This window comes from Psychrobacter piechaudii (assembly GCF_900162825.1).
In the GTDB taxonomy this organism is placed as follows: Bacteria; Pseudomonadota; Gammaproteobacteria; order Pseudomonadales; family Moraxellaceae; genus Psychrobacter; species Psychrobacter piechaudii.
The window spans coordinates 1-21,406 of sequence record NZ_FUGE01000238.1 but is presented as its reverse complement, the minus strand read 5'-3'; the positions used below and the strand labels follow the sequence as shown (position 1 = coordinate 21,406).

Annotated in this window: 18 protein-coding genes, 1 tRNA gene and 2 pseudogenes; 17 read left to right on the top strand and 4 right to left on the bottom strand. The window is 39.6% G+C overall.

Annotated elements, in window-relative coordinates:
• Window positions 1-70: 70 nt before the first annotated feature.
• The gene (locus A1019T_RS12170) at window positions 71-2,215 is read right to left on the bottom strand and encodes a heavy metal translocating P-type ATPase (protein WP_077451930.1); all 2,145 of its coding nucleotides are present in this window, start codon (window positions 2,213-2,215) and stop codon (window positions 71-73) included.
• A 92-nt stretch (window positions 2,216-2,307) separates the two neighbouring features.
• Here A1019T_RS12170 and cadR point away from each other — a divergent pair, with 92 nt between their 5' ends.
• On the top strand, window positions 2,308-2,733 hold the full coding sequence (gene cadR / locus A1019T_RS12165) for a Cd(II)/Pb(II)-responsive transcriptional regulator (protein ID WP_077451928.1): 426 nt from the start codon (window positions 2,308-2,310) through the stop codon (window positions 2,731-2,733).
• Window positions 2,734-2,856: 123 nt separating this feature from the next.
• On the opposite strand, the gene A1019T_RS12160 is transcribed toward cadR, so the two are convergent.
• Window positions 2,857-3,774, bottom strand: a complete 918-nt coding sequence (locus A1019T_RS12160) for a LysR family transcriptional regulator (protein ID WP_077451926.1) — start codon at window positions 3,772-3,774, stop codon at window positions 2,857-2,859.
• A gap of 167 nt (window positions 3,775-3,941) precedes the next feature.
• Between A1019T_RS12160 and A1019T_RS12155 the strand changes: the two genes are divergently transcribed.
• The 14 genes and pseudogenes from A1019T_RS12155 to A1019T_RS12090 all read left to right on the top strand — a co-directional run bounded on the left by A1019T_RS12155 (window position 3,942) and on the right by A1019T_RS12090 (window position 18,473).
• The gene (locus A1019T_RS12155; protein ID WP_077451945.1) at window positions 3,942-5,054 is read left to right on the top strand and encodes a muconate/chloromuconate family cycloisomerase; all 1,113 of its coding nucleotides are present in this window, start codon (window positions 3,942-3,944) and stop codon (window positions 5,052-5,054) included.
• Window positions 5,055-5,120: 66 nt separating this feature from the next.
• The gene (gene catC, locus A1019T_RS12150; RefSeq protein WP_077451924.1) at window positions 5,121-5,411 is read left to right on the top strand and encodes a muconolactone Delta-isomerase; all 291 of its coding nucleotides are present in this window, start codon (window positions 5,121-5,123) and stop codon (window positions 5,409-5,411) included.
• A 187-nt stretch (window positions 5,412-5,598) separates the two neighbouring features.
• On the top strand, window positions 5,599-6,522 hold the full coding sequence (catA, locus tag A1019T_RS12145; RefSeq protein WP_077451923.1) for a catechol 1,2-dioxygenase: 924 nt from the start codon (window positions 5,599-5,601) through the stop codon (window positions 6,520-6,522).
• Between the two features lie 154 nt (window positions 6,523-6,676).
• A complete protein-coding gene (benA, locus tag A1019T_RS12140; protein WP_077451921.1) occupies window positions 6,677-8,050 on the top strand; it encodes a benzoate 1,2-dioxygenase large subunit in 1,374 nt (457 codons plus the stop codon).
• A gap of 62 nt (window positions 8,051-8,112) precedes the next feature.
• Window positions 8,113-8,610 carry a benzoate 1,2-dioxygenase small subunit gene (benB, locus tag A1019T_RS12135; protein ID WP_077451919.1) on the top strand — a complete coding sequence of 166 codons (498 nt, stop codon included), beginning with the start codon at window positions 8,113-8,115 and terminating at the stop codon, window positions 8,608-8,610.
• Between the two features lie 39 nt (window positions 8,611-8,649).
• Window positions 8,650-9,666 (top strand): benzoate 1,2-dioxygenase electron transfer component BenC, encoded by a 1,017-nt coding sequence (gene benC, locus A1019T_RS12130; protein WP_077451917.1) that lies wholly within the window; start codon window positions 8,650-8,652, stop codon window positions 9,664-9,666.
• 48 nt (window positions 9,667-9,714) lie between these two features.
• The gene (locus A1019T_RS12125) at window positions 9,715-10,506 is read left to right on the top strand and encodes a 1,6-dihydroxycyclohexa-2,4-diene-1-carboxylate dehydrogenase (RefSeq protein WP_077451916.1); all 792 of its coding nucleotides are present in this window, start codon (window positions 9,715-9,717) and stop codon (window positions 10,504-10,506) included.
• 37 nt (window positions 10,507-10,543) lie between these two features.
• Complete coding sequence (locus tag A1019T_RS12120; RefSeq protein ID WP_077451914.1) at window positions 10,544-11,203, top strand: 3-oxoacid CoA-transferase subunit A; 660 nt, start codon at window positions 10,544-10,546, stop codon at window positions 11,201-11,203.
• Window positions 11,204-11,291: 88 nt separating this feature from the next.
• Entirely contained in the window at window positions 11,292-11,936 is a 645-nt protein-coding gene (locus tag A1019T_RS12115; RefSeq protein ID WP_077451912.1) for a 3-oxoacid CoA-transferase subunit B, read from the top strand.
• 60 nt (window positions 11,937-11,996) lie between these two features.
• The gene (pcaF, locus tag A1019T_RS12110) at window positions 11,997-13,229 is read left to right on the top strand and encodes a 3-oxoadipyl-CoA thiolase (RefSeq protein ID WP_077451910.1); all 1,233 of its coding nucleotides are present in this window, start codon (window positions 11,997-11,999) and stop codon (window positions 13,227-13,229) included.
• 30 nt (window positions 13,230-13,259) lie between these two features.
• Entirely contained in the window at window positions 13,260-14,054 is a 795-nt protein-coding gene (pcaD, locus tag A1019T_RS12105; RefSeq protein ID WP_077451908.1) for a 3-oxoadipate enol-lactonase, read from the top strand.
• Between the two features lie 66 nt (window positions 14,055-14,120).
• Entirely contained in the window at window positions 14,121-15,338 is a 1,218-nt protein-coding gene (benE, locus tag A1019T_RS12100; protein WP_077451906.1) for a benzoate/H(+) symporter BenE, read from the top strand.
• A gap of 193 nt (window positions 15,339-15,531) precedes the next feature.
• Window positions 15,532-16,881 carry an MFS transporter gene (locus tag A1019T_RS12095; protein ID WP_077451904.1) on the top strand — a complete coding sequence of 450 codons (1,350 nt, stop codon included), beginning with the start codon at window positions 15,532-15,534 and terminating at the stop codon, window positions 16,879-16,881.
• 366 nt (window positions 16,882-17,247) lie between these two features.
• Window positions 17,248-18,473, top strand: a pseudogene (locus A1019T_RS12090) (IS3 family transposase).
• A 241-nt stretch (window positions 18,474-18,714) separates the two neighbouring features.
• Here A1019T_RS12090 and A1019T_RS12085 read toward each other — a convergent pair.
• Window positions 18,715-18,791 (bottom strand) — tRNA-Ile (locus tag A1019T_RS12085).
• A 95-nt stretch (window positions 18,792-18,886) separates the two neighbouring features.
• Window positions 18,887-20,134, bottom strand: a complete 1,248-nt coding sequence (locus A1019T_RS12080; protein WP_077451900.1) for a tRNA nucleotidyltransferase/poly(A) polymerase-related protein — start codon at window positions 20,132-20,134, stop codon at window positions 18,887-18,889.
• Between the two features lie 273 nt (window positions 20,135-20,407).
• On the opposite strand from A1019T_RS12080, the gene A1019T_RS12075 reads away from it, so the two are divergent.
• Both A1019T_RS12075 and A1019T_RS13790 read left to right on the top strand, forming a co-directional pair.
• Window positions 20,408-21,058: a BLUF domain-containing protein gene (locus A1019T_RS12075; protein WP_077451898.1), complete on the top strand. Its 651-nt coding sequence runs from the start codon at window positions 20,408-20,410 to the stop codon at window positions 21,056-21,058.
• Window positions 21,059-21,321: 263 nt separating this feature from the next.
• Window positions 21,322-21,406, top strand: a pseudogene (locus A1019T_RS13790) (transposase); the annotation flags it as partial.

The following is a 21,406-nucleotide window of genomic DNA, read 5'->3' as shown; positions in this document are numbered from 1 at the left end:
CTTTTACTATAAAGGCAACGCAGTTTTTTTGGTTTTTATAAGAGGTTTTTTTGACCTGCTTATGTTTCATTTACTCATCCGAGCCCTTAAACCTAAGTAGGCGCAACGCATTAAGAGTTACCAAAACCGTAGCCCCTGTATCGGCCAAAACAGCGATCCATAATCCTGTGATACCGAATATGGTCGTAATCAAAAACACACCTTTTAAGCCTAGCGCAAACACAACGTTTTGATGGATGTTTCTCATAGTCGCTCGTGAAAGCTTTATTAGATGAACGACATCGATAACACGACTTTTTAGTAGTGCAATGTCTGCAGTTTCCATCGCGACATCTGTACCACCACCCATTGCAATACCAACATCAGCAGTTGCCAGAGCAGGGGCATCATTAATTCCATCGCCAACCATGGCTATTTTATTATTGCTTCTCATACGACTAAGCAGGTCAAGCTTATCTTCTGGCAATAGTTCGGCTTCCCAATCTACTTGTAAATCACTTGCCAGTGCTTTAGCGGTAAGCTTATTGTCACCTGTTAGCATGACAGAGCGTATTCCTAATGTTTTAAGTTCGGCTATTGCGGTTTTAGAGTCTGCTCGTAGCTCATCACGTAAGGCAACTAGCCCCAATACTTCATGGCTACCTTCATCAATTAAAACAGAAACGGTCTTACCTTCATTTTGGAGTGTTTCAATCTGTGCTTGCTGTGATGCAGAAATAACGGTCTCGTCAGCAGCATAAACAGGAGAGCCGATAGCGAGAGTGTTCTGGTTTACCGTTGCATGGACCGCTTTACCGGCAGTTGCGTATGAGTTTGAAGCAGCGGGTATAGCGACATTAGAGGTCTTTGCATGATCGACAATAGCTTTGGCTAGGGGATGGCTTGACCCATATTCAACAGCAGCAAATAATCCAAGTAGCTCACGCTTGCCCTCAGTGCTTAAATATCGTTCAGTCAATCCAACAACGTTGGTGACCTTAGGCTCGCCTTCGGTTAGAGTGCCTGTCTTATCAAAGGCAATGGTATCGACTTGACCAATAACTTCTAGAGCACTGCCGCCCTTAATCAGTAAACCGCGCCGAGCACCCACAGCAAGTCCTGAAGCAATAGCTGCTGGAGTAGACAGTACCAGCGCACAGGGACAGGCAATAAGTAATAGAGCAAGACCACGGTACAGCCAGGTCATCCATTCCCCGCCCATAAATAATGGCGGAGCAATAATGATTAGAGCAGCGATGCCCATGACGATAGGGGTGTAGTACTGGCTAAACTTCTCAATGAAACGAGCTGTTGGCGCTTTAGAGGCTTGAGCCTGTTCGACAAGCTCAATGATGCGCGAGATGGTATTGTCCTTAGCAGCTTTCTCAACTTTAACCTGAATGACACCATCAAGGTTTACAGAGCCTGCAAATACTGTATCGCCAACTGTTTTATGAATAGGCACTGATTCACCCGTAATAGGGGAGTCGTCAATGCTTGATTCACCCTGCGTGATTTCACCATCAGCGGATACTCTGTCGCCAGGACGTATCAAGATAAGGTCATTCACCTTTAGGGATGAGGCAGCAACTTCATGCTGTCTGCCTTCTGAATCAATTCTAATGGCATTTTTAGGGATTAGATTCGTTAACGCCTTGATGCCGGCACGAGCGCGATCTGCTGCCACACTTTCAAACAGCTCACCCACAGAGAATAAAAAGACAACGGCGGCGGCTTCTTCTGCTTCACCAATAATCAGGGCGCCAATAGCAGCCACTGACATTAACATTTCAATTGAAAAAGGTGTGCCTGTCCTAGCTAATGCCCATGCTGTGCGGACAAAGGGAGTAACGCCCATAATAACGGCAAGCGCAAAAACCCAAGTACCATAGCTTGGGAAGATAAGTGAAAACACGTAGGCAGCACTCATCAAAGTACCGAGAACAACCACCTGCTTTCCTTTTTTAGACTGCCACCAGTGCTGAGCTTCTAGTGAGTCGTCAGACATACTAGAGGCATCGTGCGACTCTGAAACTTCAGTGATGTCAAAGCCTAAGCTTTTAATTGTTTTTTCGACATCTTTGGCTGTTGTTTTAGACTCAGGGTCTAAGGTTAAATCAAGCTTTCTAGTAGCAAAGTTTAACTTAACATCAGACACGCCAGACATACGGCTCAATGCAGATTCAATTTTACCGACACAGCTAGCACAGTCCATACCATCAACATGATATTGCATACAATACTCCCCTATAATTAATGATATTATGAACCCTGAAGTGGCTATAGGGTCAAGGCCATTGTTGTTAGTTATAAATGAGGAGAGTGGTCATGGTAAGTGCTGAGTCAATAAAACCTGAACCAATAAGAATTGGTGTTCTTTCAGAAAAGACAGGTGCGACGGTAGAGACGATTCGTTATTATGAAAAAGAGGGGCTTTTACCAGAGCCATTTCGAAGTCAGTCCAACTACCGTTTATATAATGACAGTCATGTGGAAAGGCTGAACTTTATACTTCGTTGCCGCACACTTGATATGACATTAGAGGAAGTAAGAACCCTGCTTGGATATTGGGATGCGCCAAATAAGGAATGCAGTGAGGTAAATAACTTATTAGATAAGCATATCCTTGCGGTTGAGCAGCAGATTGCACAGCTAAATCAACTAAGGCAGCATTTAACAGAGCTACGTCAAAAATGTACAACGGAGTCACGAGCCGAATCGTGCGGCATACTTAATACTTTGGCGGATAATTAAAGCCAGTATTCTATGGGCTAGCTAGTCTCATCTAAAAAGCTCATCAAAGCTGGATTATAATCTGATAGTAGCTTGTAAACTCAATGGGTATATTATGAGCAGGTATATTTGGTCTCTAATATACTAAAGATATTGCTTTTTATAAGAAAATCCAAATTTGTCATAGTTTTCATAGGTAACTTTGAGTAATGTTGAGAGTAAGTCTGACTTATCAAAATTACGGATATTCATAATGATAGGGGAGGTAATTTCTTCATCTGAAAAAGACATATATACAATCTCATTGCTTCGAACATGGCTCACTGTTTCAGGAACTATGCTTATCCCTTCTCCAGCTGCAACTAGACCTAAAACAACTTGCAACTCCCTAACTTCTTGATAAGACTTTGGATGTATATTTCTTTGCTCAAATAGTTCTAGAACCTGATCCAGAAAGCTAGGTCGTGGTCTTCTGGGGTATAGTAATAGATCATCATTAACGAGCTCTAATAGCTCAAGCTTTCTATCAGGATTGTTCGCTAAGTGATGAGTAATAGGAATAGCAGCTACTAGTTTTTCTTCACGTAACACAATTCTTCTAACTGAAGTGTCTTCGAGCCTTAACCTTCCATAACCAACATCAATTCTACCTTCTTTTAACGCTTCAGTTTGTTCAAAAGAATTAAGATCATGCAGCTTTACTTTAACATTAGGATGAGTTTCTCTAAAAGAAGCAATGATTCTGGGTAAAAACCCTGAAAGAATTGAAGAAACAAATCCTATTGATATTGTGTCATCAAAGCTTGCCATACGCAAAGTCATGTTCTTGAGATTATCAGCTTTAGATAAGATTTGAACAGCATGCTCATAGAAAAATTCACCAGCTTCTGTCAGTTGTAAAGGTCGCTGATTACGGTTTATAAGCTCTATACCCATTTCATCTTCAAGCTGTTTGATTTGTCGGCTCAGCGGTGGTTGTGAAATAAAAAGCCTTTTCGCCGCTGCATTAAAGCTTTTACACTCAGCAACAGCAACAAAATATCTTAAATGTCGTAGTTCCATCTATATAGTCCTGATGAGTTTTAGTGGTATTTTATAATAGATATACCAAAAAGGTATAGTTAGCTACTAAATTAAGTCTTAGACAATAAGACAGATACTAAATATAGTATATGCAAGTCAAGGAAATCACATGACACCATACAAGCTACAAGGATGCCGTAGTGAATATCAAATCTATCAATACCTTATTAGTACCCGTACCAACTATCCGAGCTCATAAGCTATCTTGCACTGTAATGAATGAGCAGGTTTTGGTTTTAGTCCATATTGAAACTAATGATGGCCTAGAAGGTTGGGGGGAGGCAACAACTATTGGTGGGCTTAGTTATGCTGAAGAAAGTCCTCATAGTATTAAAACTAATATAGATGCCTACTTCACGCCACTACTCTTGCAAGAGCAACCTTCAAACGTAGCAGAAGCTATGAAATTACTCAATAAAAATATTCATGGTAACCGTTTTGCAAAGTCTGCTGTAGAAACGGCTTTGTTAGATATTCAAGGTAAGCGCTTAGGACTACCGATCAGTGAGCTATTAGGTGGCCGAGTAAGAGACAGAGTTGAAGTAGCATGGACTCTTGCAAGTGGAGATACTGAGACAGATATTGCTGAAGCTAAAAGAGTAATTAATGAAAGAAAGCACAGAATTTTCAAGCTTAAGATAGGGTCTAACTCAGTTGACCAAGATGTTGCACACGTTTTAGAGATTAAAAAAGCTCTAGGTGAATATCGAGTTATTGTGGACATTAACCAGGCTTGGACTGAGTTACAGTGCCTAGATGGCATATCAAGACTTCAAGAAGGAGGGGTTGCTCTTATTGAACAGCCAATAAGCCAAAGAAACAAAGCTGGGTTAAAGCGTCTTACAGACCGGTTTAATGTAGCGATTATGGCAGATGAAATTGTTCAAGACCCTCAAAATGCTTTTTGGTTAGCAGCTGAGCACTGCGCTGATGTATTTGCGGTTAAGATCAATCAAGCAGGAGGATTAACTAACGCTTGTTTGATTGGAAAAATTGCTGCATTAGCAGGAGTAGATCTATACGGTGGAACGATGTTGGAGGGGCCTATTGGAACCATTGCTTCTGCGCATGCTTTTTCAACATTTCCAACCTTAGCTTATGATACAGAGCTGTTTGGGCCACTATTATTAACAGATACAATCCTAAAACAACCTTTAGAGTATAAAGATTTTGGACTGGTTATTCCTAATAAGCCAGGTCTAGGAATAGAAGTAGATAAAGAAAAAGTATATCTATTGGCTAAGGAGTCAAAAATATAGCCTAGTAACACTTTTAATTATAGGAACCAAACCATCAAAAAATAGATTAATGAAAAGGAGATCGTAATGTTATTTCACGTACGCATGGATGTACTTATTCCTACAACGATGGATCCAGCTGTAGTGGATAAACTTAAGGCAGAAGAAAAGGCTATTTCTCAAAAACTGCAGCAACAAGGTAAGTGGAGACATATTTGGCGCTTAGCTGGAGAGTATTCGAACTTTAGTATTTTTGATGTTGAAAGTAACCAAGAGCTACATGAAATTATGATGTCCTTGCCTTTATACCCTTTCATGAAAGTAGAGGTCACACCCTTATTACGTCACCCATCATCAATTCGAGAAGATGATAGCTAGATAAATACTGGAGTTCATAGAAAGCTCTAAGTATGAATCAAACAACCCAACTCTTTTACTAAAAATTGGTGTACTTATAGCCAAGGGCTTAGTATTGCCAAAATTTAATAAATATTTACTTAACAACAGTACTTGGCTATGAGAATTAAATTGAAATAGCCTGGCAACTTAACAAGGAGAAGTAGACATGGAACGTAAACAAATTGAACAGTTAGCTGAAAAATTTATCAAAGGAAAAATTGACTATCCGGAAAAGGTCAATCCTCGTGTACAAGAGATTACCTTGCGTTTATTAACAGACCTTATGCAAGCCATTAATGATCTACATATCACGGCTGATGAGTATTGGGCTGGGGTTGAGTACTTTGCTGATCTTGGTAAAGAGGCAGGTCTACTATCACCAGGCTTAGGCTTAGATCATTTTATGGACTTGATGATTGAAGAAGACCTACAGGCTGCAGGGCTTGATGGAGGAACAGTCCGAACTATTGAAGGTCCGCTATATGTTGCGGGCGCACCAGTAGAAAAAGGATTTGCTCGACTAGATGACGGCACAGATCTTGAGAATGGGACTGTACTGTTTATGCAAGGTACTGTATATGACGAAGCAGGCAAGCCAATTCCAAATGCTCAAGTAGAGGTTTGGCATGCGAATAGTCTAGGTAACTACTCTTTCTTTGATGAGTCACAATCAGAGTTTAATTTACGCCGCACGATCATAACCGATGAGAATGGCAATTATGGCTTCCGCAGTATTGTCCCGCTTGGATATTCAGTGCCAGATGATGGCATGGTTAAAAAGCTGTTAGACGCTTTAGGGCGCCATGGTCATCGCCCAGCGCATATCCATTTCTTTGCTAGTGCGGAAGGATACAGAAAAGTAACTACTCAAATTAATATCGATGGTGATGAGTATTTATGGGATGACTTTGCTTTTGCTAGTCGAGAAGGTCTAGTACCAGAAGTGAAGATGGTAGACGATGCTGCTCAACTGAAAGAAAAGGGCTTAGATAAAGCATACGCTAGTATTGACTTTGACTTTCACTTAGTTAAAGACATCGATAAGCCAGTACAAGGTTCTGAAGTTGAGCGTCGTCGCGCACAACTATAATTTACAAGTTATTCAAGAAATGTAAAAAGCCTGATAGCTAAAGGTTATTAGGCTTTAGAGATATATGACTCTCTTAACTATTTTAGTAATTTAAAAGTTTGTCCTGAAGCTACCTAACATTAGCTTTTGGCAGCCATAACAAAGGAATTAGATTATGCAACAGCGTATTAATATTGTCCCTGAAGGATCAGAAATCAGTATTGATGACTTCCTAGTTGAAGATCATGAATCAGGAATTTATCGCCTGCATCGTAGTGCTTTTACGAATGAAGAGCTGTTTGAGCTAGAAATGAAGCATATTTTCGAAGGCAACTGGGTTTATCTAGCACACGAAAGTCAAATTCCTAACAATAATGATTATTACACTTCTTATATTGGCAGACAGCCTGTCATCGTTGCAAGGAATAAAGATGGTGAACTGAATTGTATGATTAATGCGTGCTCTCATAGAGGTGCTCAGTTATGTCGCCATAAAAAAGGTAACAAGGCTACATATACTTGTCCTTTCCACGGTTGGACGTTTAATAACTCAGGTAAGCTATTAAAAGTAAAAGATCCAAGAAATGCAGGATATCCAGAGTGCTTTAATAAAGAAGGCTCTCATGATCTTAAGAAGGTGAAGCTTGCTAACTATAAAGGCTTTTTATTTGCAAGTTTAAATGATGATGTTCAACCAATTGAAGAGTGGTTGGGTGAAGCTGCAAAGATTATAGATATCATTGTCAACCAATCTGAAGAAGGGCTTGAAGTACTAAGAGGTACATCAACTTATACATTTGATGGAAACTGGAAGCTACAAGCAGAAAATGGTGCAGATGGCTACCATGTCTCCGCTGTTCATTGGAACTATGCAGCGACGACCGCTCGTCGTAAAGAGCAAGAAGCTGTTAAAGAAGACAAGATTAAGGCGATGAACGCTGGGAAATGGGGACGTCAAGGAGGTGGTTTCTATTCATTTGAGAATGGACACATGCTTTTATGGACTCAGTGGGAAAATCCACAAGATAGACCTAATTACATCTATCGAGATGAATATATTAAACAGTATGGCGAAGCGATGGCAGACTGGATGATCGGGCGTTCACGAAATCTATGCTTATATCCTAACGTTTATTTAATGGATCAGTTTAGTTCTCAAATTCGTATGCTTAGACCGCTATCTGTTGATAAGACAGAAGTAACTATTTGGTGTATTGCTCCAAAAGGTGAGAGTGATGAGGCTCGTTCAAGACGTATTCGTCAATATGAAGATTTCTTTAACGTTAGTGGCATGGCAACACCTGATGATTTAGAAGAGTTCCGTTCATGTCAGGAAGGGTACAACGGTATTAATCTTGAATGGAATGATATGTGTCGAGGCTCTGAGCACTGGATAACGGGTGCAGATGAAGCAGCTGAATCAATTAACTTAAAGCCAATATTAAGTGGAGTTAAGACTGAGGATGAGGGTCTATACACTATCCAGCATCGCTATTGGCATGATGTGATGAAAGATGCTTTGAGTAAAGAGCATAGTACTGAGTCTTAAAGGCTGCCATCAATATCAAGAATTCTCAAATAGAGATAAAAGTGTGAATAAAGGAACATAACATGGAAAGTGGAAATATTAATATTGAAAATGTTCGTCAGTTTTTATATCGCGAAGCGAGACTACTCGATGAAAAAAAATGGGAAGAGTGGCTGGATTGTTACGATGAAAACTGTCCTTTTTGGATGCCAAGTTGGGATGATGATGGTGAATTAGTTACAGATCCTCAACGAGAGATCTCATTAATCTATTACCCTGATCGTGGAGGATTAGAAGATCGTGTTTTCCGTATTGAAACTGAAAGATCAGCGGCAACGATTCCTGACACTAGAACATCACATAATCTCTCGAATATTGAGATTTTAGAACAGGATAAGGGAGTGGTGCTAGTGAGGTTTAACTGGTTGAATAAGTCATTCAGATATAATCAAACAAATAGTTACTGGGGCTTCTCTAAATATAAGATTGATATGAGTGGTGAGACTCCTAAGATCCTGGATAAGTATGTTGTTCTTAAAAATGACTACGTACATCAATTGATAGATGTATATCACATTTAAAAGAAATCACTGCAATGAATCAAGGATAGGAGTTTAGTCATGGAATACAACATTGCATTGCAATTTGAAGATGGCGTTACTGGTTTTATCAAGTGTGGGGATGATGAAACAGTTGCTGAGGCAGCCTATCGTCAAAAATTTAACTTGCCAGTAGACTGTCTTGATGGCGCCTGTGGAACTTGCCGCTGTCATTGTGAATCTGGTGAGTATGATATGCATCCAGATATGTATATTGATGAAGCTTTGACGCAGGAAGAAGCCGATGAAGGATATGTTCTTACCTGTCAAATGATTCCAGAGTCAGACTGTGTTATTCAAGTGCCAAGCTCTTCAGAGGCTTGTAAAGTTAATAAGTCTGATTTTGGAGGTAGTTTAAGTGAGATAAATAAACTATCTGACTCAACTATTCACTTTTCTATAAAAGTAAACAACCCACAGGACATGGTTTTTCTTCCAGGCCAGTATGTCAATGTGACGATACCTGGAACAAATGAAACAAGATCTTATTCTTTTAGCTCAGTACCTAATAGCGAGAATGCGGAGTTTGTAGTTAGAAATATACCGGGTGGAAAGATGAGCTCTTTCTTATCAGAAGTGGCTGAGCCAGGTCAGGATATGAGCTTTGTAGGACCATTTGGAAGTTTTTATTTGAGGCCTGTGATTCGTCCTACTCTATTTTTAGCAGGAGGAACTGGAATAGCTCCTTTTCTATCAATGTTAAAGAGCTTAGAGGTATCAGGCGCACATCATCCTGTAAATCTTATTTATGGTGTTACTAATGATGAAGATTTAGTAGAAGTTGAAATGCTAGATAAAGTCAAAGATAGCCATAGTTGGTTTGATTATAGGACCTGTGTTGTTAATGAGAGTAGCTCACATGAGCGTAAAGGTTATGTGACTTCGCATATTGAAGATAGTTGGCTAAACAATGGTGACTTAGACGTGTATCTATGTGGCCCTATGCCAATGGTGGATGCCGTCAGTGGATGGCTTGATAATCAAGGAATTAAGCCTGCTAACTTCTATTACGAAAAATTTACACCAAGTGAGCAATAAGATAATTAACTTTATAACCCATATTAGACTCAAGTTATAGGCTAAAAAATGAATAACAATAGATTTGAAGGCAAAGTTTGCATTGTTACGGGTGCAGCTCAAGGTATCGGTGAAGGCGTTGCTCGTGCTATAGCTAAGGAAGGGGGCATGATGGTACTGGCGGATCGTAGTGAGTTGGTCTATCAAGTAGCAAATGAACTTGAGTCTAATGGGAGTCAAGTCTTAGTAGTTACATCTGACTTAGAGTCGTTTGGTGGGGCTAAGAGTGTTGTTGACAAGGCAGTAGAGCACTTTGGTCGAGTAGATGTTGCCATTCATAATGTCGGTGGAACTATATGGGCTAAGCCTTTTGAACAATATCAAGAGGATGAGATTATTAAAGAAATAAATCGGTCTTTGTATCCAACTTTATGGGGCTGTAGAGCAGTTTTACCTCAAATGATATCTCAAGGTGGTGGGAGTATAGTTAATATATCTTCTATTGCAACACGGGGAGTTAACAGAATTCCATACTCTGCAGCAAAAGGTGGTGTTAATGCTATCACTGTGAGTCTTGCAATGGAACATGCATCTGAAAACATTAGAGTTAATGCTATTGCAACCGGGGGTACAGAAGCTCCACCTAGGAAAATCCCAAGAAATAGTAATCCAATGACCGAGGATGAAAAAGTTTGGTATCAGCAAATAGTCGATCAAACTATTGATTCAACTTTGATGAAGCGCTATGGAACTATAGAAGAACAAGTTAATGCAATATTGTTTCTAGCTTCAGATGAGGCTAGTTATATTACAGGAACAATTCTTCCAGTAGGTGGCGGGGATAAGGGTATGGGTGCCTGATTCTGCTAAATATTTTATATGATAAAGGGATTTAGTGATGATTGATAAAACCTCACAAAGTTTACAGCAAGCGATTAGTCATATTAAAGATGGCGATACAGTCATGATTGGTGGCTTCGGTAATGCAGGTCAGCCCTCTCAATTAATTGACGCTCTTATAGAGCATGGGGCTAAAAACTTAACTATTATTAGTAATAATGCAGGAAATGGCTACCATGGTTTAGCGGCGCTACTAAAGGCGGGTCAAGTGGATAAGATGATTTGTTCATTTCCTAGACAAAGTGACTCATATGTTTTTGATGAGCTATACCTTGCGGGAAAAATTGAGCTAGAGCTAGTGCCGCAGGGCAATCTTGCTTGCCGTATACAAGCTGCAGGTTCAGGATTGGGTGCAATTTTTACACCTACAGGCTATGGGACTTTATTGGCTGAAGATAAAGAAACCAGAGAGATAGATGGTAAGAATTATGTGCTCGAATATCCATTAAAAGCGAATGTGGCCTTAATCAAAGCGTATAAAGGAGATCGTTGGGGAAATTTAGTTTATCGTAAAACTGGAAGAAATTTTGGTCCAATTATGGCGATGGCTGCTGATTTAACAATCGCACAAGTTAATGAAACCGTTTTATTGGGTGACCTTGACCCAGAACATATTATTACACCAGGTATATTTGTACAGCATGTTGTTGAGGTGTAGCCCAACGAAATATTAATAGAGCAAGGTATAACTTGTACACACGCTTGTTAGACTTAGTCGGCACAAAGTTAATAAAAGGAGTTATTAAATGAGTTTTACTGCCAGAAGCCAAGAAGAGATGGCTAAAGCTATCGCTAAGGATATACCTGAAGGTTGGTATGTGAACTTAGGAATCGGACAACCCACACAAATTGCAAACTTCTTACCCACAGATAAAGACTTCTTCTTACATAGTGAAAATGGGCTATTGGGTATGGGGCCTGCTCCTATTGAAATTGAAGAAGATGAAGACTTAATTAATGCAGGAAAGCAGTATGTCACTTTACTGCGTGGAGGCAGCTACTTTCATCATGCAGACTCATTTGCAATGATGCGTGGTGGGCATATTGATTTATGTGTGTTGGGTGCTTACCAAGTAGCTGAAAATGGTGATTTAGCAAACTGGAGTACTGGTAAAAAGGGAGCTATTCCTGCAGTTGGTGGGGCGATGGATTTAGCAGTAGGTGCTAAAAAAGTATATGTAATGATGACTCATCAAACTAGAAAGGGTGACCCTAAAATTGTCAAAAATCTAACCTTTCCAGTTACTGGGTTAAAATGTATTGATCGTATTTACACCGAATATGCCACTATTGATGTGACCCCCGATGGATTAAAAGTCATTGATATGGTAGAGGGTATGACCATTGATGATCTTCAAGCCATGACTGAAGCACCTATTAAGTTAGGGTAATACCTAAACATATCACTAAGTAATTCTACAGTTAACTATGGTTCAAACAGGGATGTTCATATGACTCAGTTACGCCTCAATACTACACTCACCGATGCTTATATCTGTGATGCAATCCGTACTCCTTTTGGTAGATATGGAGGAAGTTTATCCAGCATTCGAACTGATGATTTAGGTGCAATTCCGATTAAAGCACTTCTCAAGCGCAATCCACAAGTTAACTGGGTTAGTGTTGATGATGTCATTTACGGCTGCGCTAACCAAGCAGGGGAGGATAATAGAAATATTGCACGTATGTCAGGCTTGTTAGCTGGTCTACCTGTTGAAGTAACGGGTAATACAATTAATAGGCTTTGTGGCTCTGGTATGGATAGTATTGGTATAGCCGCTCGAGCTATTAAGTCAGGTGAACAAGAACTTTTAATAGCAGGGGGTGTGGAGAGTATGTCGCGCTCACCCTTTGTCATGCCTAAAGCGACAGCAGCTTTTAGTAGAGATAATAAAGTTGAAGATACAACGATCGGCTGGCGGTTCATTAACCCTAAAATGGAGAAAATGTATGGGGTTGATAGTATGCCGCAAACGGCTGAAAATGTTGCAGAACAATTCAATATCAGTAGAGAGGATCAGGATAAGTTTGCACTACTGAGCCAGCAGAGAGCAGCTAGAGCAATAGATGCTGGCTTTCTAGATATTGAAATCACTTCCGTTACAGTACCTCAGCGTAAAGGTGAGGATTTAGTAATTACCGCCGATGAACACCCTCGTCCTTCTACGACAATTGAAGCTTTAAGCAAACTAAAACCATTTGTTAAAGCCGATGGTACTATTACGGCAGGAAATGCTTCTGGGGTAAATGATGGTGCGTGTGCTTTATTAATTGCTTCAAAAGAGGCGGCTGAAAAAAATGGTCTTGTACCAAAAGCAAGAATAGTTGCTATGGCAACAGCAGGGGTGGAGCCTAGAATTATGGGGTTTGCTCCAGCACCTGCAACGAAAAAAGTATTAGAAATAGCAGGCTTAACTCTTGAGCAAATGGATGTGATAGAGCTCAATGAAGCTTTTGCGTCTCAAGGTTTAGCTGTTATGAGAGATTTAGGATTAGATGATGATGATCCTCGTGTCAATCCTAATGGGGGAGCTATCGCCTTGGGACATCCCCTGGGTGCTTCGGGAGCTCGTCTTGTAACTACAGCAATGTATGAGTTGATTCGAACGGGTGGGCGGTATGCCCTGTGCACCATGTGTATTGGTGTTGGGCAAGGCATCGCAATAATTATTGAAAGAGTCTAATAATTATAAATTTACTAAGGAATTAAAGTAATGACCAACTACAAAGTAACCAGTCATGATGGTGTTGAGTTGAATGTCCAGGCTTATGGAGATTCAAGTAATCCAGCCTTAATATTCTCAAATTCATTAGGTACTAATTTATCGATGTGGCAACCTCAAGTTGAGGCACTTAAGTCAAAGTTTTTTATTATTTGTTATGACACTAGAGGCCATGGCGATTCTAGCAGTACAGGTAGTAATCGATGGGCAATCGATGATTTAGGTCAAGACGTCGTTACCATATTAGATTTTCTTAATGTGGATAAGGCGAGTTTTTGTGGTATTTCAATGGGTGGTATGACGGGTCAGTGGCTTGGGATAAATGCACCAGATCGATTTAATAAAATAGTAGTCAGTAATACCGCTGCTAGAATTGGAAACAAGGAAGCTTGGGACACCAGAGCAGAGCAAGTACGCGAGCAAGGTCTAAGTGATTTAGCAGACTCTGCCCCTGGGCGATGGTTTAGTACCGATTTTATTAACTCGAATCCTGCCGTCGTTAATAGCTTCATCGCTAAGATGAAAGCAGGGAGTGCTGAGGGATATGCCCGATGTTGTGAGGCTTTAGCAGATGCTGATTTACGTGAAGATGTATCAAAAATAACAGTTCCGACCTTAGTTGTAGGTGGAGAGCTTGATCCTGTTACTACTGTTGATGACGCGAAGTGGCTAGGAGATAAGATAGGGACTAACGCAGTCATTAAAACAATTTCAGCATCTCATATAGCTAACATTGAATCTGCAGATGGGTTTACGCAATTAGTTAAGCAGTTTTTGCTAGATTGACTAGATATTAATAATACTTAGGTTGAGCAGGGAAGCTTAAACCATTTAATTTTGCAAGGAGGCAAAATGGCAAGTTTGTGGCAGGACTTAAAGGAGGATTGGTCAGTTTCAGCCACTGTTTCAGGTTTTTTAGCTGTTCTTATCTCTTTTGCTGGGCCCTTAATTATTTTCTTCCAGGCAGCCCAGCAGGCTGGCGTTTCAAGCTCTATGATGGCCTCTTGGATATGGGGAGTCTCTATAGGAGCAGCCATTTCAGGAATTTTCTTATCTATAAAATATAAAGCTCCAATCATAACTGCTTGGTCTGCTCCAGGTACAGCTCTACTGGTTACCTTATTCCCAAGTATGAGCCTAAACGAAGCGGTTGCTGGATACATTATTTCTGCGGTAGCAATATTTCTAGTAGGAATATCAGGCTCTTTCGATAAGCTTTTGAAGTTAATACCAAAAGGTATTGCTGCTGGGATGATGGCAGGAATTCTATTCCAGTTTGGCATAGGGCTATTTTTAGCTACAGATAGCATGCCATTTATAGTGTTAAGTATGTTCTTAATCTATTTGCTTGCTAAGAGATTCTCTCCTAGATATACGATGCTATGGGTATTGTTATGCGGAGTATCGCTAAGCTTACTCTTAGGTAAAGTTAATCAAGTAGATGTAGATCTAGCATTAACTGTACCTATTTTTATTGCCCCAGAGTGGACTTGGAGTGCTGTCTTTAACCTTGCTGTTCCACTTGTGATAGTTAGCTTGACAGGCCAGTTTCTGCCGGGTATGTCAATACTACACCTAAATGGATATGACACTGAAGCAAAGCCAATTATTTCGGTAACTAGTTTAGCTTCCCTAGCCGTATCAATAGTGGGAGGAATAACCATAGTACTTGCAGCTATAACAGCTTCTCTTTGCACCAGTAAGGATGCTCATGAATCAAAAGATAAGCGGTATATTGCCGGGGTGTCTAATGGGATTTTTTATATCTTAGGAGGCATGTTTGCAGGCAGTATAGTGGCTTTATTTAGCTTATTACCTGACGAACTAGTTGCTGCACTTGCAGGCCTTGCCTTGCTGGGAGCTATTAGCAGTAATGTTTCTATTTCAATGAGTCAGGAAACTCAAAAAGATGCTGCATTAATTACCTTTTTAGCGACTGCATCTGGAATGCAGTTTTTAGGAATCAGTTCAGTTTTTTGGGGAGTCGCTATAGGGATGACTGCCTATCATATATTAAATCTTAAAACGTCTAAAGAAGTCAGTGATAACAACACCGTTTCTAGGACTTAAGTGAATTTTTTGAACACTCCAGCAGTTTTTAAAAATTACTTACCTATATATAGCATGAGAACATCACGTTTATGGAAAGTATATCTGCAACTTGCTAACTCTATAGATAGTAAGTGGTAAAAAGGAGCTAGATACTAATTTTTGAAATAAAAAGCTTAGTATTTTGGCATATTATCATCATTTGGAGCTAAGAATGGACTCTTCAACACTCAACGTGAATCGTATAGTCGACGAAGCTAAATTTACACCATTTCATTTTAAGGTGTTATTTTGGTGCTTATTAATTATTATCTTTGACGGTTACGATCTGATTATTTATGGGGTTGCTTTACCGTTATTAATGGAAGAGTGGTCTTTAACAGCAATTCAAGCTGGAATGCTTGCAAGTGCTGCTTTGTTTGGCATGATGTTCGGTGCAATGATATTTGGCACACTTTCTGACAAATTGGGCAGAAAGAAAACGATTATGATTTGTGTTTCTTTATTTAGTGGTTTTACTTTCATGGGCGCTTTTGCAGATAGCCCTACCCAATTTGCTTTATTAAGATTCGTTGCTGGTCTTGGAATAGGGGGTGTCATGCCGATTTGTGTTGCACTTACTTCTGAGTATGCACCCAAGCGTATGCGTAGTACGTTGGTAGCCATTATGTTTAGTGGTTATGCAATTGGAGGTATGATGTCAGCTATTTTGGGAGCATGGTTGGTAGCAGATTATGGTTGGGAGATCATGTTTTATATCGCTGGGATACCAATGCTACTACTACCAATTATATGGGTTATGTTACCAGAGTCATTAATGTTTTTGACTAAAGCAGGTCGTACTGATGAGGCTAAAGTAGTATTACAGAAGCTGTCACCTAATACTTCAATTTTACCTACTAGTACTTTAACCTTAGATGAACCTATTAAAGGGGATGATGCTCCTATTCGAGCTCTGTTTCTAAGAAATCGTGGATTTAGTACGGTAATGTTTTGGGTTGCCTTCTTTATGTGCTTACTAATGGTATATGCGCTAGCTAGCTGGCTACCAAAGCTTATGATTCAAGCAGGTTACTCGCTTGGAGCAAGTATGATCTTCTTATTTGCTTTGAATATTGGTGGAATGATTGGTGCTATTGGTGGTGGTGCTTTAGCTGATCGTTTCCATATTAAGCCTGTATTAACAATAATGTTTTCTTGTGGTGCTGTTGCATTAATTTTATTAGGGTATAACAGTCCTCAGGCTGTGCTATATACACTGATTGCAATTGCAGGGGCTACTACTATTGGCTCGCAGATTTTATTGTATACATTTGTGGCGCAGTACTACCCAACCACAGTTCGTTCTACGGCTATGGGCTGGGCTTCTGGTATTGGGCGTATAGGTGCGATTGTAGGTCCTGTTTTAACGGGTGCTTTACTAACCTTAGAATTACCTCATGCAATGAACTTCTTAGCAATCGCTGTTCCTGGAGTAATTGCTGCTGTTTCTATTATGTTGGTTAACCTAAATTCAGCAGTCGAGTCTAATAAGCAAGTAATTGAAGCCATAGAAGCATCTTAAGGTTAATAGGTATGCCTCTATAAAGGTCTCACCGTAAAGGTGAGACTTTTATTTTAACTGAGGTATATTAATACCTTATAAAAGTACAAGATGAAGAAGTAGGCTATTTATGTATTAGTTACTCTGTTAGAGGATGGATATAACTATGGACGCTTTTATATATGAAGCGCTACCACATAACGTGTATTTCGGTAGTGGTAAGTACGGTGATATCAAAAGTATTTTAAGTAAGTATGGTTATAACAGTGCTGTAATTTTGACTACGCCTAACAGGATATCTATGGCTCAAATTTTGGCAAGTGATGTATGCTGAAAAAACCGTAGACAAAAGCTTGGTAAACTAAAGAAGACAAATAGGAGTTTACCATGACTAAGAAAGTTAAGAGATATAGTGAAGAATTTAAAGCAGAAGCGGTCAAAGCAATAGAAAATAATGGTGGCAATGTCAGTGCCACAGCAAGGCAGTTAGGGCTACCAATGCAAACGCTAGCTAATTGGCAACGGAAAGCTAATCAAGGTAAGCTCAAAGGTACTAAACAGTTTGATTCTGAATTAATGGCCGTTATTGAAGAGAATAAGCGTTTAAAGCGAGAGTTAAAGATTGCACAAGAAGAGCGTGAAATATTAAATGAGGAGGGATGAAGCGAAGCACTGCTTCGCCCCGACGCAAGACGAGAGCTAGGCTCGAGTGGGGCCACGGCGTACTTTGCAAGGAACGGTCAGTAAGGTACGCCTTTATTGACCATCACAAATATGAATTTAGCATTACCAGCATGTGTAAAATCCTTGATATCAAACCATCAAGCTACTATGACTGGACGAAGCGTGATATCAGTACTCAGCAAATACATCGTAATCACTGTGAGCTACTTGTTAAAGCTGCTCACAGTGAGACTAAAGAGCGATATGGTTATCAGCGTCTACACGCACACTTAAGTGAACAAGGGCACGATGTCAGCAAGTATATGGTACGTAGTATCAAGGAAGAACATGACATCAAATGTAGACGTCATAAGCGCTTTAAAGTGACAACGGACTCAGACCATAACAAGCGAATCTATCCTAATTTGCTTAAACAACAATTTGGCGTCAATCGTCCTAATTGTGCATGGGTCAGTGATATAACCTATATTTGGACAGATGAGGGTTGGCTTTATTTGGCAGGTGTTAAAGACTTGTATACCAAAGAATTGGTTGGCTACGCTATCGATAAACGCATGAAAGCAGATTTAGTCTGTAGAGCCTTAAATAAAGCAATCAAGGATAAACGACCTAGCCAAGGTCTTATTGTGCATTCAGATAGAGGTAGTCAGTACTGTAGCGATGATTATCGCACAATCATCAGTAAACACGGTTTGAAAGGATCTATGAGTGCTAATGGCAACTGTTATGATAACGCGCCAATAGAGAGCTTCTGGGGCGTCTTAAAGAATGAGTTGGTATATCATCATAATTATAGAACTCGATTTGAGGCTATTAACAGTATCATCAAATATATTGAGTTAGATTACAACCAAACGAGGATTCAGCAAGATTTAGGTATGAGATCGCCAAGACAGGTTTGGGTTGATTTCTACCGTCAGGCTGCGTAACTAAAATCTCCCAAGTTTAAGTGTACGGATTTGACGGCAGGGGTCAAATGATTTCTAGGGGTCTTTTTCGGCATATGATTCTATTATGTTGTTGAGTTGGTTATATTGTATATTATTTTGTGGAATTGGTATAATACCAACATTCTATAATGCCTGCTATGGTTTGGGGTGTTCACTAAACCCCTCAAACGTCCATAAAAAAAGGCCTACCGAATATGACGGTAAGCCTTGAATTAAAATATGGTGGGCCCAGCTGGACTCGAACCAGCGACCAAAGGATTATGAGTCCTCTGCTCTAACCAACTGAGCTATGAGCCCTGATAACAAGCTGTTTAATCAGCTTTATTAGACGCATTATATTACCTGAAAATTATAAATTTGCAAGCGTAACCCGCTAATTTATGGCAGTTTTTTTATTTTAGTTGAGCAATCGCCTTCACTCTAGCTTCATGTATGGCCTCACCAATGGCGCTACCTTTCAAACTGTCATCTACTTCATTAATAGTGATGGCCTTAAAGGCTTGAACATACTTGCTAAATTGAAGCTGCTGATAGCTCAACTCAACCAGCTTATGTACCTGTAACAGCTCACCAAATTCAACCTCGCTTTTATCCGCTTTGGTAATGGTAATAAGCTTGGCAATATCCTCTGCGCTAAGCTGAGCGTAGTGAGTTAAATATGGAAAACAAGTGATATAGGCCTGAGTGAATTGGGTAATTTTCTTTGGTACTTTTAATAACTGTGCCAAAGCTTTTGATTGGTTAAGCCAAGACTGGCAACTTTCCAAGTTTTTAGTATTAGTATCAAGACTATTAATACTATCAATATCCTGTGTTAACTCATCCGGATTTGTCAGTTGTGTCATAGTCTCTGCTGAGAAGGCTAGCATTAAAATAGTCCAGCGTTGAGCTAAGGTAAGGTTCTGCTGTCCTGCTACCTGCAAAGCATTAAATACCAAGTCTTTAAGAGGCTCAATGGCCAACGCCTGAGCCAATTTAGGCATGACATAGGGTAGGGAGCCTACATTCATTAGACAGTCGATATAAGCTTGAGGTGATTTTTGCAATAGAGCCCGGCTGGTCTCCTGCCACACTCGCTCAGCGGTTAAATGTTTAAGCTCGTTGCTGTCATTTATGTTCCCAATCAAGACAATCGTTTCAGGCGCAATAATAAAGTTGTGCTCAATATTAGGGTCATAAAATCTACCATAAAAACGAGCAATTCTTAATACCCTTAGTGGGTCTTCACTAAAAGCTTCAGAGACATGGCGCAAGACTTTGTCTTTGATGTCTTGTTGACCATTATAAGGGTCAATGACTTCTCCAGTGATTGGAGTATCATCCATCAATCCTCTGACTTCTATTGCCATAGCGTTGATTGTCAAATCACGACGCAATAAGTCTTCTTCAATAGTCACTTCGGGTGAGGCATATACCTCAAAGCCTTTATAGCCTTTACCTGATTTACGTTCAGTACGGGCTAAAGCGTACTCTTCTTTGGTCTTAGGATGTAAAAAAACTGGGAAATCTTCACCCACTTGTATAAAGCCCGCTTGTAACATCTGTTCAGGAGTAGCCCCAACCATCACGAAGTCTTTATCTGTGTAAGCTCGGTTAAGCAGCTTATCGCGCACTGCGCCACCAACAATATATACTTGCATAAAATTTTTTACCCTGTTTTTTGTAATTATAAAGCGCTCAATACATTTAAAAGAGGAGATATTGTAAACCTACAGTGTTTAAATGAACGTATTAGTCAATTAATTCTTAAATATAAATCTTTACAATTGATTATAATATCAAGCTTTTAAGTGATTTAACTACATTACTATAGTTTCTAACGAAGTTATTTATCTGCCTATTATTAATTCAATTACCATCGCCAAGCTAGCAGTCACAATTTTTGTCAGTGAGTCATAGCGGAGTTCTATCAAATGATTATTTCAAGTTATAACCACTTAAAAAAAGCCTTAGATGATTTCGAGGATGAGGCCTTAATTAGATTGGTCTATGTCAGCAATATTAGCAAAAAAAGTAAATTAGATCCCTCACTGTTCGAACATATCCGTAGTCATGCAGAGGACTATAACCAAAAAAACAATATCAAAGGGATGCTTTGTAATAACCAGACCTATTTTTTACAGTGTCTTGAAGGGACTAAGCAAGCACTACTGCCACTGATGGATAATATTTTCCAGGATGACAGACATAGTAAAATTAAAGTAAAGTTGCTTAAGCCTATTGAACACTATAGTTTTGATGATTGGCGTATGCGTAGTCTTAACCTAGATGATAGGCTATGGCTTAAAGATTCTCTTCAAGCCAAGTCTCCTGAGTTACGAAAGTTTATACCCTTTAAGCCTTTAGAGTGGTCGGAATGGTTCATGGAGTATTTTCTAGAGACCATGCAGAATTTTGATAATATTAATCAAAGCTATGACTCACAGCCTGGCAGCTATAATGTGGTACAAGACTCTAATGGCACTATAACAAGCTTGTTTGACTCGACTCTATTACACAGAGTGTTATTAGCCATGGTGGTCATTTTACTGCTAATTATCCTACGCAATAATGCAGTTATCTAATTAAGATTTGGTTATTAAAAAAGCTAGAAAGTACTTTAAAGCTTTTTGACCTTAACCTATTAACCATAAACAACTCTCACAAATTAAAGACTACAAATTAATTAAAGACTATTAAATATAAAAAAGCCAGCTTCAAGCTGGCTTTTTATCACCAGTCGCCGTAAAACCACCCACTTCAGGGGGGTGGATATAAGGCGACACACACTGTCGTAAGAAGTCGTTAAAGGGTTGTAAGTTAAAATTAACCTCGCCATACTAAGCATATGAAAACACTCAAGCTACGCATTAAAGACAAACACATAAAAGAGCTGAATCGTCTAAGCGGTTCAGTAAACTTCGTGTGGAACT

What these genes read in the sequence shown, in the direction of transcription:
- catA (WP_077451923.1), top strand. Translation starts at nt 5,599, where the DNA reads ATGGAACGTAAACAAATTGAACAGTTAGCTGAAAAATTTATCAAAGGA.
- benC (WP_077451917.1), top strand. Translation starts at nt 8,650, where the DNA reads ATGGAATACAACATTGCATTGCAATTTGAAGATGGCGTTACTGGTTTT.
- catC (WP_077451924.1), top strand. Translation starts at nt 5,121, where the DNA reads ATGTTATTTCACGTACGCATGGATGTACTTATTCCTACAACGATGGAT.
- A1019T_RS12080 (WP_077451900.1), bottom strand. Translation starts at nt 20,134, where the DNA reads ATGCAAGTATATATTGTTGGTGGCGCAGTGCGCGATAAGCTGCTTAAC.
- A1019T_RS12170 (WP_077451930.1), bottom strand. Translation starts at nt 2,215, where the DNA reads ATGCAATATCATGTTGATGGTATGGACTGTGCTAGCTGTGTCGGTAAA.
- A1019T_RS12095 (WP_077451904.1), top strand. Translation starts at nt 15,532, where the DNA reads ATGGACTCTTCAACACTCAACGTGAATCGTATAGTCGACGAAGCTAAA.
- benA (WP_077451921.1), top strand. Translation starts at nt 6,677, where the DNA reads ATGCAACAGCGTATTAATATTGTCCCTGAAGGATCAGAAATCAGTATT.
- A1019T_RS12115 (WP_077451912.1), top strand. Translation starts at nt 11,292, where the DNA reads ATGAGTTTTACTGCCAGAAGCCAAGAAGAGATGGCTAAAGCTATCGCT.
- A1019T_RS12160 (WP_077451926.1), bottom strand. Translation starts at nt 3,774, where the DNA reads ATGGAACTACGACATTTAAGATATTTTGTTGCTGTTGCTGAGTGTAAA.
- benB (WP_077451919.1), top strand. Translation starts at nt 8,113, where the DNA reads ATGGAAAGTGGAAATATTAATATTGAAAATGTTCGTCAGTTTTTATAT.
- A1019T_RS12075 (WP_077451898.1), top strand. Translation starts at nt 20,408, where the DNA reads ATGATTATTTCAAGTTATAACCACTTAAAAAAAGCCTTAGATGATTTC.
- pcaD (WP_077451908.1), top strand. Translation starts at nt 13,260, where the DNA reads ATGACCAACTACAAAGTAACCAGTCATGATGGTGTTGAGTTGAATGTC.
- A1019T_RS12120 (WP_077451914.1), top strand. Translation starts at nt 10,544, where the DNA reads ATGATTGATAAAACCTCACAAAGTTTACAGCAAGCGATTAGTCATATT.
- pcaF (WP_077451910.1), top strand. Translation starts at nt 11,997, where the DNA reads ATGACTCAGTTACGCCTCAATACTACACTCACCGATGCTTATATCTGT.
- cadR (WP_077451928.1), top strand. Translation starts at nt 2,308, where the DNA reads ATGGTAAGTGCTGAGTCAATAAAACCTGAACCAATAAGAATTGGTGTT.
- A1019T_RS12125 (WP_077451916.1), top strand. Translation starts at nt 9,715, where the DNA reads ATGAATAACAATAGATTTGAAGGCAAAGTTTGCATTGTTACGGGTGCA.
- benE (WP_077451906.1), top strand. Translation starts at nt 14,121, where the DNA reads ATGGCAAGTTTGTGGCAGGACTTAAAGGAGGATTGGTCAGTTTCAGCC.